The organism is Enterobacter sp. JS8-1 (assembly GCF_049187015.1).
GTDB classification, from domain to species: domain Bacteria; phylum Pseudomonadota; class Gammaproteobacteria; order Enterobacterales; family Enterobacteriaceae; genus Enterobacter; species Enterobacter mori.
Genome location: NZ_CP185805.1, coordinates 388,589 through 402,245 on the forward strand (window position 1 = coordinate 388,589; position 13,657 = coordinate 402,245).

Sequence of the window (13,657 nt, forward strand, 5' to 3'; positions counted from 1 at the left end):
TTGTTTACGGTTGGCGATTGCGCAAATGCGCGCTGAACGCCGTCGCATCCATAAACCCGGTTACACGCTGCATCGGCTGCTCTTCGCCCTGCTCATTGAAGAACAGAATCGTTGGCAGCCCAAGAACGTTAAGTTGTTTTAGCAGCGCTTTGTCCTGCGCATTATTGGCTGTCACATTCGCCTGGAGCAGAACCGTGTCTTTCAGGGTACGTTGTACCTGCGGATCGCTAAAGGTGTATTTTTCAAACTCTTTACAGGCGACACACCAGTCGGCATAGAGATCGAGCATCACCGGTTTGCCTTTTGCTTGCATCAGGGCGGCGTTGAGTTCATCCACGTTATTAATCTGCGTGAAATTCAGGTGCGCCTGCGTCTCGCTAACGGGTGAGCCGAACGCCCAATCCTGTAGCGGACGCACGCTCACCAGCGCAGCGGCGAGCAGAAGAATTTGCACCAGGCGCATCCACGCTTTTTTTGCGCCCAGGCTGACGATAAATGCCCAGGCGAAGAAGGCCACGCCGAGCATTGCCCACAGGCGAATGCCCCAGACATCACCGATGATGCGCTCCAGCAGGAATACAGGCAGCGCCAGAATCACAAAGCCAAACGCGGTTTTTACCGTCTCCATCCACGGGCCACTCTTCGGCAGCAGACGGTTGCCGAACACCGTCACCAGAATCAGCGGCAGGCCCATGCCGAGTGCATAGAGGTACAACGTCCCGCCGCCGAGCCACATGTTGCCGCTCTGGGCGATATACAGCAGGATGGCGCTCAGCGGCGCGGTGGTGCAAGGGGAGCAGATCAGCCCTGCTATCGCGCCCATCGCAAACACCCCGCCTGCCGATCCGCCCTGCTGACGGTTACTCATCAGCGTTAAGCGGGTTTGCAGCGAGGAGGGCAGCTGCAGCGTGAACAGGCCAAACATCGACAGCGCCAGTAGGATAAACACCGCTGACAGGCCGATAAGCACGTAAGGATGCTGAAGCGCCGCCTGGAACTGTAATCCGGCAGCGGCGACGACGAGGCCGAGCGCGGTGTATGTCAGCGCCATACCCTGCACGTAGATGAAGGCCAGCAGCAGCGCACGTGCGGTGGAGAGGCGTTGTTTGCCGCCCAGTACGATGCCCGAAATAAGCGGGTACATTGGCAGGACGCACGGCGTAAAGGCAATGCCGATGCCGATCAGTAAGGCCCACAGCGCTGAGAACGGAAGGTCTGACGCGGCTTCGCCTTCACCCCTCACCCTGGCCCTCTCTCCTGAGGGGAGAGGGGGAATAGCGGCGGCAGCATTAACTTCGCTAAGGGGCACGACTTTCGTTTCCGGCGGATAGCAGAACCCGGCATCCGCACACCCTTGATAGGTGACGGTCAGCGTAGCACCCTTGTCGGCCTGATTCACCGTAACGGGCACGCTTAAGCGCTGGCGGTAGATTTCACTCTTACCGTAAAACTCGTCCTCGTGCCACTCGCCCGCGGGCATCTGCAGTGCGCCCACCTTAGCCTGGACAGGCGTAATGCTCACCTGCTTGCGGTAAAGGTAATAGCCCTCTTTCACCTGCCAGGTAAGATTGAGATCGTGCTGTTTTTGCTGAAAGTCGAAAACGAACGCCTGGTCGGCAGGAATAAAGTTCGAACGGCCGGGTGCGTCAAACAACCCGGCAAAAGCTGACGTGCTGCACAGCAGCAGGATCAGCGTAAGGAAGCGTTGAGCCATGAGAGATAGTCGTTATCGCCGTGGACCACTGGCAGCACCAGCAGTTCCGGAGTTTGGTAAGGATGATGAGATTTGAGGCAGTCGAGAAGCGCCTGCTGATTCGCCGGATTGGTTTTGAGCAACATCTGGACTTCGTACTCCTGCTCCAGCTTGCCTTCCCAGTAATAAAGGGAGGTGGCACCGGGGAGGAGCGTCACGCAGGCAGCCAGTTTTTCGGCCAGCACTTTGGCGGCGAGATCCTGGGCAGTGGCTTCATCAGGGGCGGTGCACAGTACGACAACAGCATTAGGCGTGTTCACAAGTCGACCTCCTCATCACGAAAGTCTTCACTATATCACGCAAGGCAGTTGGTCATTAATGAAACGGGCCGCAGAGCGGCCCGATTTTAACTATTTTTACAACGGCAATCCGTTTACAGCACAATGCCGCCGATGATAAAGCCGAGGATCACGCAAAGCGTAATGGCGACGACGCCCGGGATCAGGAACGCGTGGTTAAACACGTACTTACCGATACGCGTTGAACCGGTGTCATCCATTTCAACCGCCGCCAGCAGGGTTGGGTAGGTTGGCAGCACGAACAGCGCAGAAACCGCCGCGAAAGAGGCAATTGCCGTCAGCGGCGTCACACCCAGCATCAGTGCCGCAGGCATCAGCGCTTTCGTGGTGGCGGCCTGAGAGTAGAGCAGTGTCGCAGCAAAGAACAGCACGACCGCCAGCAGCCACGGGTAATTGTGCAGCAGGTCACCGGCTACGGTCTGGATGTCGCTGATGTGCGCTTTCACGAAGGTATCACCGAGCCAGGCTACGCCCAGTACGCACACGCAGGCGCTCATACCGGATTTGAAGGTGCTGGCGTTCAGCACTTCGCTGGTGTCAATTTTACAGGTGATGCTAATCAGCGTCGCGATGGTCAGCATGAATACCACAATCGCTTCGTTACGCGGCAGGACCGGGTTCTGGATCAGGCCCACGGTGTCGCTGATGGCGGTCGCATAGAACATCACGGCGACAATACCGATCAGGAACAGCAGCACGGAGCGTTTTGCGTGTGGCTTCAGCTCGAAGACCTGGCTGCCGCGAAGCTTCACTTCACCTTTCGCCAGGCGTTCCTGGTAAACCGGATCGTCTTTCAGCTCGGCACCAAGGAAGTTACACAGCACGGCGGTGATCATAACCGCAATCAGCGTCACCGGAATACAGATCGCCAGCAGCGTCAGGTAGCTCACGCCCATCGGCTCAAGGATACCGGCGAAGAAGACCACCGCAGCGGAAATCGGCGAGGCGGTAATCGCAATCTGGGACGCGACGACGGCAATAGAGAGCGGACGCGACGGGCGAATACCTTGTTCCTTCGCCACTTCAGTAATCACTGGCAGCGTAGAGAAGGCGGTGTGGCCCGTACCGGCGAGAATGGTCATAAACCAGGTCACCAGCGGGGCAAGGAAGGTAATATATTTTGGATGGCGGCGCAGCATACGCTCCGCCAGGCTCACCAGGTAGTCCATACCGCCTGCGACCTGCATGGCCGCGATAGCCGCAATAACTGCCATGATGATTTCGATAACGTCAAAAGGGATTGCGCCGGGTTTGATCTGAAAGATAAGGGTAAGAACGAGCACCCCGAGACCGCCGGCAAAACCGATGCCGATCCCCCCGAGTCGTGCGCCCAAATAAATCGCCAACAAGACGATGACGAGTTCTGCTCCAAACATAAGTGCCTTCCTTGTTTATTAACAAGTTGATATTGAAATGTTGTGTAATTGGTAATGCTTAAAAAGAAAAAAGGCACGTCACAAGTGACGTGCCTTTCGGAAGCTTAGCCTGAACTGTTACTGTTCGCTTTCATCGGTATATCGTTTCGCTTTATACGCCGGGTGCATCAGGTTCTGGGCCGAGAAGATATCGTCCAGCTCAGCTTCGGTCAACAGTCCCCGCTCAAGCACGACTTCACGCACGCTCTTACCGGTTTCGGCACAAATCTTACCGACGATATCGCCGTTGTGGTGGCCGATGAACGGGTTGAGGTAGGTGACGATCCCGATAGAGTTATAGACGTAACCTTCACACACTTCTTTATTGGCGGTGATGCCGTTGATGCATTTTTCCAGCAGGTTGTAGCAGGCGTTGGTCAGGATGTGAATGGATTCAAACATCGCCTGGCCAATCACTGGCTCCATCACGTTCAGCTGCAGCTGACCGGCTTCAGAGGCCATGGTCACGGTAGTGTCGTTACCGATGACTTTGAAGCAGACCTGATTGACCACTTCTGGCACAACCGGGTTAACTTTGGCTGGCATGATGGACGAACCCGCCTGCAGTTCTGGCAGGTTAATCTCGTTCAGACCCGCGCGCGGGCCGGAAGAGAGCAGGCGCAGGTCGTTACAGATTTTGGACAGTTTCACCGCCAGACGTTTCAGGGCGCTGTGAACCATGACGTATGCGCCGCAGTCGGACGTCGCTTCAATCAGGTCTTCCGCAGGGACAACGGCCAGGTTAGAGACTTCAGCCAGTTTCTGTACCGCCAACTGCTGATAGCCGTCTGGCGTGTTCAGGCGTGTACCGATGGCGGTTGCGCCCAGGTTCACTTCCAGCAGCAGCTCAGAGGTGCGCAGCAGGTTTTTGGTCTCTTCATTCAGCAGCACGTTAAACGCGTGGAATTCCTGACCGAGGGTCATAGGGACTGCGTCCTGCAACTGGGTACGACCCATTTTCAGGATATCCTGGAACTCAACCGCTTTACGCTGGAAGCCATCGCCCAGCTGGTTGATCGCGTCCACCAGTTTCACTACAGAGGCATAGACCGCGATGCGGAAGCCGGTTGGGTAAGCATCGTTGGTAGACTGACACTTGTTAACGTGGTCGTTCGGGTTGAGGTACTGGTATTCACCTTTCTGGTGGCCCATCAGCTCCAGGCCAATGTTTGCCAGCACTTCGTTAGTATTCATGTTGACGGAGGTGCCCGCGCCGCCCTGGTAGACGTCAACCGGGAACTGATCCATGCATTTGCCGTTGTTCAGCACTTCATCGCACGCGGCGATAATCGCATTTGCAGCGCTCTTAGGAATGGTTTGCAGCTCTTTGTTTGCCAGTGCTGCGGCTTTCTTCACCATCACCATGCCACGGACAAACTCAGGGATGTCGCTGATTTTGCTGTTGCTGATGTAGAAGTTTTCAATCGCTCTCAGAGTGTGAACACCGTAGTAGGCATCCGCTGGAACTTCCCTGGTACCCAACAAGTCTTCTTCGATACGAATGTTGTTTAACATGTGAACCTTCTTTTCAAGCTGCCGATGGATTGTACTAAACACACAGTATATATGTGGTTTTGAATATTTTCTGACCGACGATTATTCCCTCAATCGGCCTGATGTTCGAGATCATATGCTGATGATAGCGAATTGCCGTAAGCTGGATCACTTATTATCGACCCGATTCCATGATAATTATTAATCTGTGAAATGTGTCACCGCTTTAATATTTCCGAAAAAAATATCCGTGCAAACCGATTGAATTTTGGCTAACCGTCGCCATCTCTAAAAAACGCGTTTTGCGAACACATTCAGACAGGGGCCAGATGGCACCTGCCCTACAGGAGATGCCAGTGCGCTGGATACCGTTTATTGCTTTCTTTCTCTATGTTTACATTGAGATTTCGATTTTCATTCAGGTTGCCCATGTGCTGGGCGTGCTGCTGACGTTGATTCTGGTGATCTTCACCTCCGTCATCGGCATGTCGCTGGTGCGTAATCAGGGTTTCAAAAATTTCCTGTTAATGCAGCAGAAGATGGCCGCGGGTGAAAGCCCGGCAGCCGAGATGATCAAAAGCGTGTCGCTGATTATTGCGGGCCTGCTGCTGATCCTGCCGGGGTTCTTCACCGATTTCCTCGGCCTGTTGCTGCTGTTACCGCCGGTGCAGAAGCACCTGACCATGAAGCTGCTGCCGCATCTGCGTTTCAGCCGCATGCCGGGTGGCGGGTTCAGCACCGGGCCGGGTGATACGTTTGAAGGGGAGTACCAGCGTAAGGACGACCAGCGCGACCGGTTAGATCATAAAGACGAACGGTGATTTTTTTGCCCGGTGGCGCTTCGCTTACCGGGCCTACGGATTCTGCTGTTTCGGTAAAAACAGCCACAGCCCTGCCAGAATGACAATAGCGTACAGACTCTTCCATCCCACCATCGCCAGCAGCAGCAGGCAAAGCACACCCCCAACGACCGCCAGGGCTTTATAGCGACCTTTCAGCAGACGGCAACCCGCGAGCATACACAGCAGGTAGATCATGATGAAAATGCCGTTGGCGTAAACGATCAGCGCGTCCAGATTGATATCCAGCGCGTAAATACACAGCGAACTCAGGACGCAGCAGCCCAGCACGGCATTCAGGGCATTCAGCGGAAGCTGGCGTTTAGACAGGCGCGCGAGGCGATTCTCAGGTTTGTCGAGCGCCTGCGACCACACCAGCCGGGCAAAGCTCTGGATATAAATATTCAGGCTGGCAAAACAGGCCAGATAGCCGATGACGCAGGCGATCCACAGCGCTTTCACACCGAACAATTCAACCACAATGCCCGGCAGCGATGCAGCGGCAGCGAGATCCGCACCGAACGCGTTGAAGTGTAATACCAGCACGGTACACGCCCAATAGACCGTACCCGCCAGCAGCAGGCCAATCATCAGCGCGCGGGGAAAATCACGTTCAGGCTGCTTAAATTCCGACGCCAGATGGGCAAAGGCTTCCAGGCCCACAAAACACCAGAACATGACGGAGAGGGCGGCGAAAAGCTGTGAATGGTCGACGTCTGTTACCGCGGGAAAGGGAATTTCCTTTATGGTGATATCGCCCGCCCACCAGATAGCGGCAACGAGCGCAACAATCAGCACCGCAACCAGCGTCTGCAGATTGGCGCTGGAGCTGGCGCCGTGCGAGCCCACCCACCAGACGATCGCCAGTGTGCCCAGTTCGGCCAGCAACAACTGCGCGTTATGCCAGCCAAACAGCGCCTGACCAAAGCCGGTCGCAATATGCAACGCCGCAGGAAGACCAACCGGAATGACGGAGAGAAACAGCCAGCCGGTGACGCGCTCAAGGCGCGGACCAAACGCTATGCCGACAAAATGCGCCACGCCGCCCGCGCTGGGAAAATGCCGCCCGAGGATGGCGAAGACAATTGCCACCGGGAAAACCAGCACAATCAACACCGGCCACGCCCACAGGCTGTTATTCCCCGCGACCAGCGCGGCCAGGGCGGGTACGGCAAACACGCCCGTGCCTAACAAGGAGGTGGAGAGTAAGCCAACGCCCTGTGCCAGCCCCAACTCCTGCTTGAGTCCACTCATTTCCATCGTCCTGCCACCATCAAAAGAGAGGCGATGGTAACACTTTCGCAAATTTTTTTTCGATTCCCCCTTGAAGGGGGAAAAAGCTATCCCCATCTCTCAGGGCACTAGCCGGAAAACCGCGTGCGGCCCGGCGTCATCCATAACTGATAATGACTTTCTCAAAGGAGAGCTATCAATGAGTATTCGTCCGTTACATGATCGTGTGATCGTCAAACGTAAAGAAGTTGAAACCAAGTCTGCTGGCGGCATCGTTCTGACCGGTTCTGCGGCAGCCAAATCAACGCGTGGCGAAATCATCGCTGTCGGTAAGGGCCGCATCCTGGAAAACGGAACTGTGCAGCCGCTGGACGTTAAAGTTGGTGACATCGTCATTTTCAACGATGGCTACGGCGTGAAATCCGAGAAGATCGACAATGAAGAAGTGTTGATCATGTCCGAGAGCGACATTCTGGCAATTGTTGAAGCGTAATTTACGCACGAAACTGTACGAATTTGAGGAAATAAGAACATGGCAGCTAAAGACGTAAAATTCGGTAACGACGCTCGTGTAAAAATGCTCCGCGGCGTAAACGTACTGGCAGACGCAGTGAAAGTGACCCTGGGTCCGAAAGGTCGTAACGTAGTGCTGGACAAATCCTTCGGCGCGCCAACCATCACCAAAGATGGTGTTTCTGTTGCACGTGAAATCGAGCTGGAAGACAAGTTCGAAAACATGGGCGCGCAGATGGTGAAAGAAGTGGCCTCTAAAGCGAACGACGCTGCAGGCGACGGTACCACCACCGCGACCGTACTGGCGCAGGCTATCATCACTGAAGGTCTGAAAGCCGTTGCTGCGGGCATGAACCCAATGGATCTGAAACGTGGTATCGACAAAGCTGTCGCATCCGCTGTTGAAGAACTGAAAGCGCTGTCCGTACCGTGCTCTGACTCTAAAGCGATTGCTCAGGTTGGTACCATCTCCGCTAACTCCGACGAAACCGTAGGTAAACTGATCGCAGAAGCGATGGATAAAGTCGGTAAAGAAGGCGTGATCACCGTTGAAGACGGTACCGGTCTGGAAGACGAACTGGACGTGGTTGAAGGTATGCAGTTCGACCGCGGTTACCTGTCCCCATACTTCATCAACAAGCCAGAGACTGGCGCTGTTGAGCTGGAAAGCCCGTTCATCCTGCTGGCTGACAAGAAAATCTCCAACATCCGCGAAATGCTACCAGTGCTGGAAGCCGTTGCGAAAGCAGGCAAGCCGCTGGTTATCATCGCTGAAGACGTTGAAGGCGAAGCACTGGCGACCCTGGTGGTTAACACCATGCGCGGCATCGTGAAAGTGGCTGCGGTTAAAGCACCTGGCTTCGGCGATCGTCGTAAAGCAATGCTGCAGGATATCGCTACCCTGACTGGCGGTACCGTAATCTCTGAAGAGATCGGTATGGAGCTGGAAAAAGCGACCCTGGAAGACCTCGGCCAGGCGAAACGCGTTGTGATCAACAAAGACACCACCACCATCATCGATGGCGTGGGTGAAGAAGCCGCTATTCAGGGCCGCGTTGGTCAGATCCGTAAGCAGATCGAAGAAGCGACTTCTGACTACGACCGTGAAAAACTGCAGGAGCGCGTAGCGAAACTGGCTGGCGGCGTTGCGGTAATTAAAGTCGGTGCGGCGACCGAAGTTGAAATGAAAGAGAAAAAAGCACGCGTTGACGATGCCCTGCACGCGACCCGTGCTGCGGTAGAAGAAGGCGTGGTTGCTGGTGGTGGTGTCGCACTGGTGCGTGTTGCCGCTAAGCTGGCAGGCCTGACTGCTCAGAACGAAGATCAGAACGTGGGTATCAAAGTTGCGCTGCGCGCGATGGAAGCGCCACTGCGTCAGATCGTGTCCAACGCCGGTGAAGAGCCATCCGTTGTAACCAACAACGTGAAAGCGGGCGAAGGTAACTACGGTTACAACGCGGCAACTGAAGAATATGGCAACATGATCGACTTCGGTATCCTGGACCCAACAAAAGTAACCCGTTCTGCTCTGCAGTATGCGGCTTCTGTTGCTGGCCTGATGATCACCACCGAGTGCATGGTGACCGACCTGCCAAAAGGCGACGCGCCTGACTTAGGTGCTGCTGGTATGGGCGGCATGGGCGGTATGGGCGGCATGATGTAATCGTGCGCTTTACCGCTTAGAATGTGAAAAACCCCCGGGCAGAAATGCTCGGGGGTTTTTCTTTTGGTCATCTTTTAGGTATAAGGTTTACACACGGACAACTACTGTCCAGCTTATTGAAAACGAGGAATAACATGCGCGTAAAAGTCTGTGCAGGGATTGTAGGGGCAGCATTGCTGCTGGCGGGTTGTAGCTCCAGCAATGAGCTGTCGGCAGCGGGCCAGGGCGTTCGCTTTGTGGAAAATAAGCCGGGTAGTGAATGCCAGCTGTTAGGCACGGCAACCGGTGAGCAAAGTAACTGGATGTCAGGTCAGCATGGCGAAGAAGGTGGCTCTATGCGCGGTGCGGCGAATGCCCTGCGTAACCAGGCTGCGGCAATGGGCGGTAACGTGATTTACGGCGTGAGCAGCCCAACGCAGGGGATGCTGTCCAGCTTCGTGCCGACCGCCAGCCAGATGAATGGCCAGGTCTACAAGTGCCCGAACTGATTGCCTTTTCCCTCTCCCTGTGGGAGAGGGTTAGGGTGAGGGGAAACTAGCACTGCCGCAGCTGCAAATCCAGCGGCGTCTTGCTCGGTTCACCGCCAATCTCACGCGCCAGCTTCGGCACCATATAGCCTGAAACCAGCGTTAACAGTTCGCGCATAATCTGCCGGGCTTCTTCATCCGTCACCATGAAATGCGCTGCGCCCTGAACGCGATCCAGCACGTGCAGGTAATAGGGCATCACGCCCGCATCAAACAACGCATTGCTCAAATCTGCCAGCACGCGGGCGCTATCGTTTACGCCGCGCAGCAGCACGCTCTGGTTCAGCAGCGTCACGCCCGCTTTACGCAGACGCGCCATCCCCGCCCGAAATGCATCGTCAATTTCGTTCGCGTGGTTGATATGGTTTACCAGCAGCACCTGTAAACGAGACTGCTCAATGCGTGAGACCAGCCCATCGGTGATCCGCGCCGGAATAACAATCGGCAAACGGCTATGAATGCGCAGACGCTTGATGTGCGGGATGGCTTCCAGCTGCGTCAGCAGCCAGTCCAGCTCGTGATCTTTCGCCATCAGCGGGTCGCCGCCGGAAAAAATAATCTCATCAAGCTCGGGATGGGCGGCGATATAGTCCAGTGCGACCTGCCAGTTGCGTTTATTGCCCTGATTGTCGGCATAGGGGAAGTGCCGACGGAAGCAATAACGACAATTTACCGCACAGCCGCCTTTTACCAGCAGCAGCGCGCGGTTGAGGTACTTGTGCAGTAAACCCGGCACCACGCTGTTCTGCTCTTCCAGCGGATCGGTGCTGTAACCCGGGGCGGTGACAAACTCATCCTGCGAAGTAAGCGTTTGTTTTAATAGCGGATCGTCGGGGTTACCTTTCTCCATACGCGCCACAAACGCACGGGGAACGCGCAGGGCAAAAAGGCGCTTTGCCTCGCGGCCTGCAAGCAACTCTTCGTGTTGATCGAGGTCTAAAAGACGCAGCAATTCATCAGGACTGGTGATTACATCGGCAAGTTGCGATAACCAATCTTCTCTGGACGGGGTGTTTAGGGTTACAATATGCGCCATTTTGTGGCTTAGCTACCAGTTAACAAATTTAGAGGGCCTTATGGCAACGTACTATAGCAACGATTTTCGTGCTGGTCTTAAAATCATGATGGACGGCGAACCGTACGCGGTTGAAGCCAGCGAATTCGTTAAACCAGGTAAAGGCCAGGCATTCGCACGCGTTAAGCTGCGCCGCCTGCTGACCGGCACCCGTGTTGAGAAAACCTTCAAGTCTACTGACTCCGCTGAAGGCGCTGATGTTGTTGATATGAACCTGACCTATCTGTACAACGACGGTGAGTTCTATCATTTCATGAACAACTCTACTTTCGAACAGCTGTCTGCTGATGAGAAAGCAGTAGGCGACAGCGCTAAATGGCTGCTGGATCAGGCTGAGTGCATCGTGACCCTGTGGAACGGCCAGCCTATCGCTGTGACCCCACCAAACTTCGTAGAACTGGAAATCGTTGAAACCGATCCAGGTCTGAAAGGTGACACCGCAGGTACCGGCGGTAAGCCAGCTAAACTGTCTACCGGCGCAGTGGTTAAAGTGCCACTGTTCGTCCAGACTGGCGAAGTGATCAAAGTGGATACCCGCTCCGGCGAATACGTGTCCCGCGTGAAGTAATTTACGTCATGATTGAAGGCGCAGCGCCCGCTGCGCCTGATTTTTGCAGGCAGGGATGATGAAACGTACCGTTAAAATTCTGCTTCTGTTAGCGCTGACCAGCGCAATCCTTTCTGGATGCAACACCGCGCGCGGCGTGGGTGAAGACATCAAAGATCTTGGCCACGTCATTTCTAATGCAGCCAGCTAATTTCGTCTAATTTTCTTAAAAATGCTTCCTGTGCCGTCAAATGACGGGATCTTGTCTATCCTTAAGTTGCTATACACAAAACAACTTTGGCTATAAAAGGAAGATATTATGGTTAAGAAAACAATTGCAGCGATCTTTTCTGTTCTGGTGCTCTCTTCTGTACTGACTGCATGTAATACCACCCGCGGTGTAGGGGAAGATATCTCCGATGGTGGCAATGCTATTTCTGGTGCAGCCACTAAAGCTCAGAACTAATGACGCACTGACGGTACGGCGCACCACTCTTACCGTACCGTCAATTCTCTGCTTCCTGCAGGGATAAAAACGGGGAATAGCGCGTGTCCATATGCAGCTTCATCCTGATATTCCGCTTGTAGGTATAAACCGTTTTTCCGTTAATACTTAAATGGCTGGCAATCTTCTGGTTGCTCGCGCCGTCCATCCACAGCGTTAGCACTTTCTCCTCCTGACGAGTCAGCAGCGGGGCGGCAATCTGCGGCATTTCAACGCTTGCGCATGACGTCAGCGCGTCATTAATCACCATCGCCACTTCTTCTAAATCGGCATTTTTCAACAGCGAAGCCCATACCGGGAATTGTGTCAGGTAGTTTGTCATGTCTTGTTCTTCGCCCGACTGGAGTAAAATAAAGGGCTGCGTTTCGCTGGCAATCATCAGGGAAGAGAGTTGCTGAAAATGATGAAAATCGTGTCGAAAACCGTGTAAGTCAGCGATAACCAGCGTCGGTTTCCACTGCAGGATATGCTCTCTGGCGAGGAAGAGGTTATTCAACCCGGTCACGACGAAGTGACCCGGAAAAAGACCAGAATGATTGAGCCATGCTTCAAAACCCGTACGGGTGAAGTGGCAACGGTCAATCAAAAGAATTTTGAACATAGTGGATTCGCAGTCGGCTAGTGGTTTGGCTTCCTGCCATCAGAAAGCACATCATCATAGAGAAGTCGGATGAGTGATAAATGCCTGAACTGCGCGCCATACTGCGGCTATTTCTTGCCTTAACATATTCAGCACAAAGGGATTGAAAAAAAAGCGCACTCTATCCACAATATTGAGCGTAATCTCTGCCTTTCGGGACGACCCGTAAGCGCTTCTTTCACCGGGGACGGCCCCAACTTGTGCTTAAGTTAAGGAGCCTGAAATGTCCTGGATTATTCTTTTCATTGCCGGTTTGCTCGAAGTGGTTTGGGCAATTGGTCTGAAATATACCCACGGTTTTACCCGCCTGACGCCCAGCGTCATTACCGTTACCGCAATGATTGTCAGTATTGTCATGCTGTCATGGGCAATGCGTACCCTGCCTGTTGGGACGGCTTATGCGGTCTGGACTGGAATTGGAGCGGTAGGCGCGGCCATCACCGGCATTCTGTTGCTGGGAGAGTCAGCGAGTCTGGCGCGTATTGCCAGCCTCGCCCTGATTGTTGCCGGAATCGTTGGCCTGAAGCTCAGCACGCCTTAACGCGGCTGTTCAACCCAAATTAATTTCGCTACATCAAACCCTTGCCGGGTCGCCACGTCCAGCATCTGATGTTTCATTTCAGGTGAAATGGTCGGGGTGCGGGAGAGTATCCACAGGTAGTCGCGATCCGGCCCGCACACTAACGCGTGACGATATTCTCTGTCGAGTGCAATCACGTTATATCCACCGTAAAACGGGCCGATGAAAGAGACTTTCAACGCGGCACGGCTCGCGTCGCCGGTGAAGTACGCCTTGCCAACCGACTGTTGCCACATCGCCCGGTCCGGGTTGTAACCACGGTTAACGACCTGAATACCGCCGTCATCCATTGAACTGTAATGGGCTGTGACTTTTTCTAAACCGCGCTCGAACCGATGATCCATTCGGGCGATTTCATACCAGGTTCCAAGGAAGCGTTGTGAATCGAAAGGCGTGACGACGGTGACGCCGGGTGGCGGGGTAGGGGAACTGCAGGCAACGACTAAAAACGCGGCTGTCACTGCGGCGATAACAGGCAGAATGCGCATAGGTGTTTCCTTACTGTTTTCTGTTAAGTGTAGATGACAGCAAGGAAAATGTGGCTTTTATGCGGCGTCATACCGTGGATTTTGTA

16 protein-coding genes are annotated in these 13,657 nt (G+C 54.3%); 8 read left to right on the plus strand and 8 right to left on the minus strand.

Annotated elements, in window-relative coordinates:
• Nucleotides 1-4: 4 nt before the first annotated feature.
• From ACOQH0_RS01875 to aspA, 4 genes are all read right to left on the minus strand, one after another.
• Complete coding sequence (locus ACOQH0_RS01875) at nt 5-1,714, minus strand: protein-disulfide reductase DsbD (RefSeq protein WP_421511411.1); 1,710 nt, start codon at nt 1,712-1,714, stop codon at nt 5-7.
• Nucleotides 1,690-2,013 carry a divalent cation tolerance protein CutA gene (gene cutA, locus ACOQH0_RS01880; protein WP_421511412.1) on the minus strand — a complete coding sequence of 108 codons (324 nt, stop codon included), beginning with the start codon at nt 2,011-2,013 and terminating at the stop codon, nt 1,690-1,692. The genes ACOQH0_RS01875 and cutA overlap by 25 nt, the downstream gene beginning before the upstream one ends.
• Before the next feature lie 113 nt (nt 2,014-2,126).
• Complete coding sequence (locus tag ACOQH0_RS01885) at nt 2,127-3,428, minus strand: anaerobic C4-dicarboxylate transporter (RefSeq protein WP_028016415.1); 1,302 nt, start codon at nt 3,426-3,428, stop codon at nt 2,127-2,129.
• 117 nt (nt 3,429-3,545) lie between these two features.
• Nucleotides 3,546-4,982, minus strand: coding sequence for an aspartate ammonia-lyase (gene aspA, locus ACOQH0_RS01890; RefSeq protein ID WP_010427776.1), 1,437 nt, complete (start codon nt 4,980-4,982; stop codon nt 3,546-3,548).
• 335 nt (nt 4,983-5,317) lie between these two features.
• Here aspA and ACOQH0_RS01895 point away from each other — a divergent pair, with 335 nt between their 5' ends.
• Nucleotides 5,318-5,782, plus strand: a complete 465-nt coding sequence (locus tag ACOQH0_RS01895; RefSeq protein ID WP_214595123.1) for an FxsA family protein — start codon at nt 5,318-5,320, stop codon at nt 5,780-5,782.
• 33 nt (nt 5,783-5,815) lie between these two features.
• On the opposite strand, the gene yjeH is transcribed toward ACOQH0_RS01895, so the two are convergent.
• On the minus strand, nt 5,816-7,054 hold the full coding sequence (yjeH, locus tag ACOQH0_RS01900; RefSeq protein WP_421511413.1) for an L-methionine/branched-chain amino acid transporter: 1,239 nt from the start codon (nt 7,052-7,054) through the stop codon (nt 5,816-5,818).
• 178 nt (nt 7,055-7,232) lie between these two features.
• On the opposite strand from yjeH, the gene ACOQH0_RS01905 reads away from it, so the two are divergent.
• The 3 genes from ACOQH0_RS01905 to ACOQH0_RS01915 all read left to right on the plus strand — a co-directional run bounded on the left by ACOQH0_RS01905 (nt 7,233) and on the right by ACOQH0_RS01915 (nt 9,697).
• Nucleotides 7,233-7,526 (plus strand): co-chaperone GroES, encoded by a 294-nt coding sequence (locus tag ACOQH0_RS01905; protein ID WP_003855929.1) that lies wholly within the window; start codon nt 7,233-7,235, stop codon nt 7,524-7,526.
• Nucleotides 7,527-7,565: 39 nt separating this feature from the next.
• Nucleotides 7,566-9,209, plus strand: a complete 1,644-nt coding sequence (gene groL / locus ACOQH0_RS01910; protein WP_010427772.1) for a chaperonin GroEL — start codon at nt 7,566-7,568, stop codon at nt 9,207-9,209.
• 134 nt (nt 9,210-9,343) lie between these two features.
• Entirely contained in the window at nt 9,344-9,697 is a 354-nt protein-coding gene (locus tag ACOQH0_RS01915) for a DUF4156 domain-containing protein (RefSeq protein WP_421511414.1), read from the plus strand.
• 46 nt (nt 9,698-9,743) lie between these two features.
• Here ACOQH0_RS01915 and epmB read toward each other — a convergent pair whose 3' ends face one another.
• Nucleotides 9,744-10,772 (minus strand): EF-P beta-lysylation protein EpmB, encoded by a 1,029-nt coding sequence (gene epmB / locus ACOQH0_RS01920; protein WP_218308836.1) that lies wholly within the window; start codon nt 10,770-10,772, stop codon nt 9,744-9,746.
• Nucleotides 10,773-10,812: 40 nt separating this feature from the next.
• On the opposite strand from epmB, the gene efp reads away from it, so the two are divergent.
• From efp to ecnB, 3 genes are all read left to right on the plus strand, one after another.
• The gene (gene efp, locus ACOQH0_RS01925; RefSeq protein WP_010427766.1) at nt 10,813-11,379 is read left to right on the plus strand and encodes an elongation factor P; all 567 of its coding nucleotides are present in this window, start codon (nt 10,813-10,815) and stop codon (nt 11,377-11,379) included.
• A gap of 58 nt (nt 11,380-11,437) precedes the next feature.
• Nucleotides 11,438-11,569 (plus strand): entericidin A/B family lipoprotein, encoded by a 132-nt coding sequence (locus ACOQH0_RS01930; protein WP_010427765.1) that lies wholly within the window; start codon nt 11,438-11,440, stop codon nt 11,567-11,569.
• A gap of 108 nt (nt 11,570-11,677) precedes the next feature.
• Nucleotides 11,678-11,824 carry a lipoprotein toxin entericidin B gene (gene ecnB / locus ACOQH0_RS01935; protein ID WP_003855942.1) on the plus strand — a complete coding sequence of 49 codons (147 nt, stop codon included), beginning with the start codon at nt 11,678-11,680 and terminating at the stop codon, nt 11,822-11,824.
• Nucleotides 11,825-11,864: 40 nt separating this feature from the next.
• On the opposite strand, the gene ACOQH0_RS01940 is transcribed toward ecnB, so the two are convergent.
• On the minus strand, nt 11,865-12,464 hold the full coding sequence (locus tag ACOQH0_RS01940; protein ID WP_010427762.1) for a helix-turn-helix transcriptional regulator: 600 nt from the start codon (nt 12,462-12,464) through the stop codon (nt 11,865-11,867).
• Nucleotides 12,465-12,726: 262 nt separating this feature from the next.
• Here ACOQH0_RS01940 and sugE point away from each other — a divergent pair, with 262 nt between their 5' ends.
• A complete protein-coding gene (sugE, locus tag ACOQH0_RS01945) occupies nt 12,727-13,044 on the plus strand; it encodes a quaternary ammonium compound efflux SMR transporter SugE (protein ID WP_010427760.1) in 318 nt (105 codons plus the stop codon).
• Here the strand turns inward: sugE and ACOQH0_RS01950 are convergent.
• The gene (locus ACOQH0_RS01950) at nt 13,041-13,571 is read right to left on the minus strand and encodes a lipocalin family protein (RefSeq protein ID WP_421511415.1); all 531 of its coding nucleotides are present in this window, start codon (nt 13,569-13,571) and stop codon (nt 13,041-13,043) included. The genes sugE and ACOQH0_RS01950 overlap by 4 nt on opposite strands.
• Between the last annotated feature and the right edge of the window lie 86 nt (nt 13,572-13,657).

Excerpts from the sequence above, each read along its gene's own strand:
- yjeH (WP_421511413.1), bottom strand. The coding sequence starts at position 7,054 with ATGAGTGGACTCAAGCAGGAGTTGGGGCTGGCACAGGGCGTTGGCTTA.
- ecnB (WP_003855942.1), top strand. The coding sequence starts at position 11,678 with ATGGTTAAGAAAACAATTGCAGCGATCTTTTCTGTTCTGGTGCTCTCT.
- ACOQH0_RS01950 (WP_421511415.1), bottom strand. The coding sequence starts at position 13,571 with ATGCGCATTCTGCCTGTTATCGCCGCAGTGACAGCCGCGTTTTTAGTC.
- ACOQH0_RS01875 (WP_421511411.1), bottom strand. The coding sequence starts at position 1,714 with ATGGCTCAACGCTTCCTTACGCTGATCCTGCTGCTGTGCAGCACGTCA.
- ACOQH0_RS01885 (WP_028016415.1), bottom strand. The coding sequence starts at position 3,428 with ATGTTTGGAGCAGAACTCGTCATCGTCTTGTTGGCGATTTATTTGGGC.
- ACOQH0_RS01905 (WP_003855929.1), top strand. The coding sequence starts at position 7,233 with ATGAGTATTCGTCCGTTACATGATCGTGTGATCGTCAAACGTAAAGAA.
- epmB (WP_218308836.1), bottom strand. The coding sequence starts at position 10,772 with ATGGCGCATATTGTAACCCTAAACACCCCGTCCAGAGAAGATTGGTTA.
- sugE (WP_010427760.1), top strand. The coding sequence starts at position 12,727 with ATGTCCTGGATTATTCTTTTCATTGCCGGTTTGCTCGAAGTGGTTTGG.
- aspA (WP_010427776.1), bottom strand. The coding sequence starts at position 4,982 with ATGTTAAACAACATTCGTATCGAAGAAGACTTGTTGGGTACCAGGGAA.
- efp (WP_010427766.1), top strand. The coding sequence starts at position 10,813 with ATGGCAACGTACTATAGCAACGATTTTCGTGCTGGTCTTAAAATCATG.
- ACOQH0_RS01930 (WP_010427765.1), top strand. The coding sequence starts at position 11,438 with ATGAAACGTACCGTTAAAATTCTGCTTCTGTTAGCGCTGACCAGCGCA.
- ACOQH0_RS01915 (WP_421511414.1), top strand. The coding sequence starts at position 9,344 with ATGCGCGTAAAAGTCTGTGCAGGGATTGTAGGGGCAGCATTGCTGCTG.
- ACOQH0_RS01940 (WP_010427762.1), bottom strand. The coding sequence starts at position 12,464 with ATGTTCAAAATTCTTTTGATTGACCGTTGCCACTTCACCCGTACGGGT.
- groL (WP_010427772.1), top strand. The coding sequence starts at position 7,566 with ATGGCAGCTAAAGACGTAAAATTCGGTAACGACGCTCGTGTAAAAATG.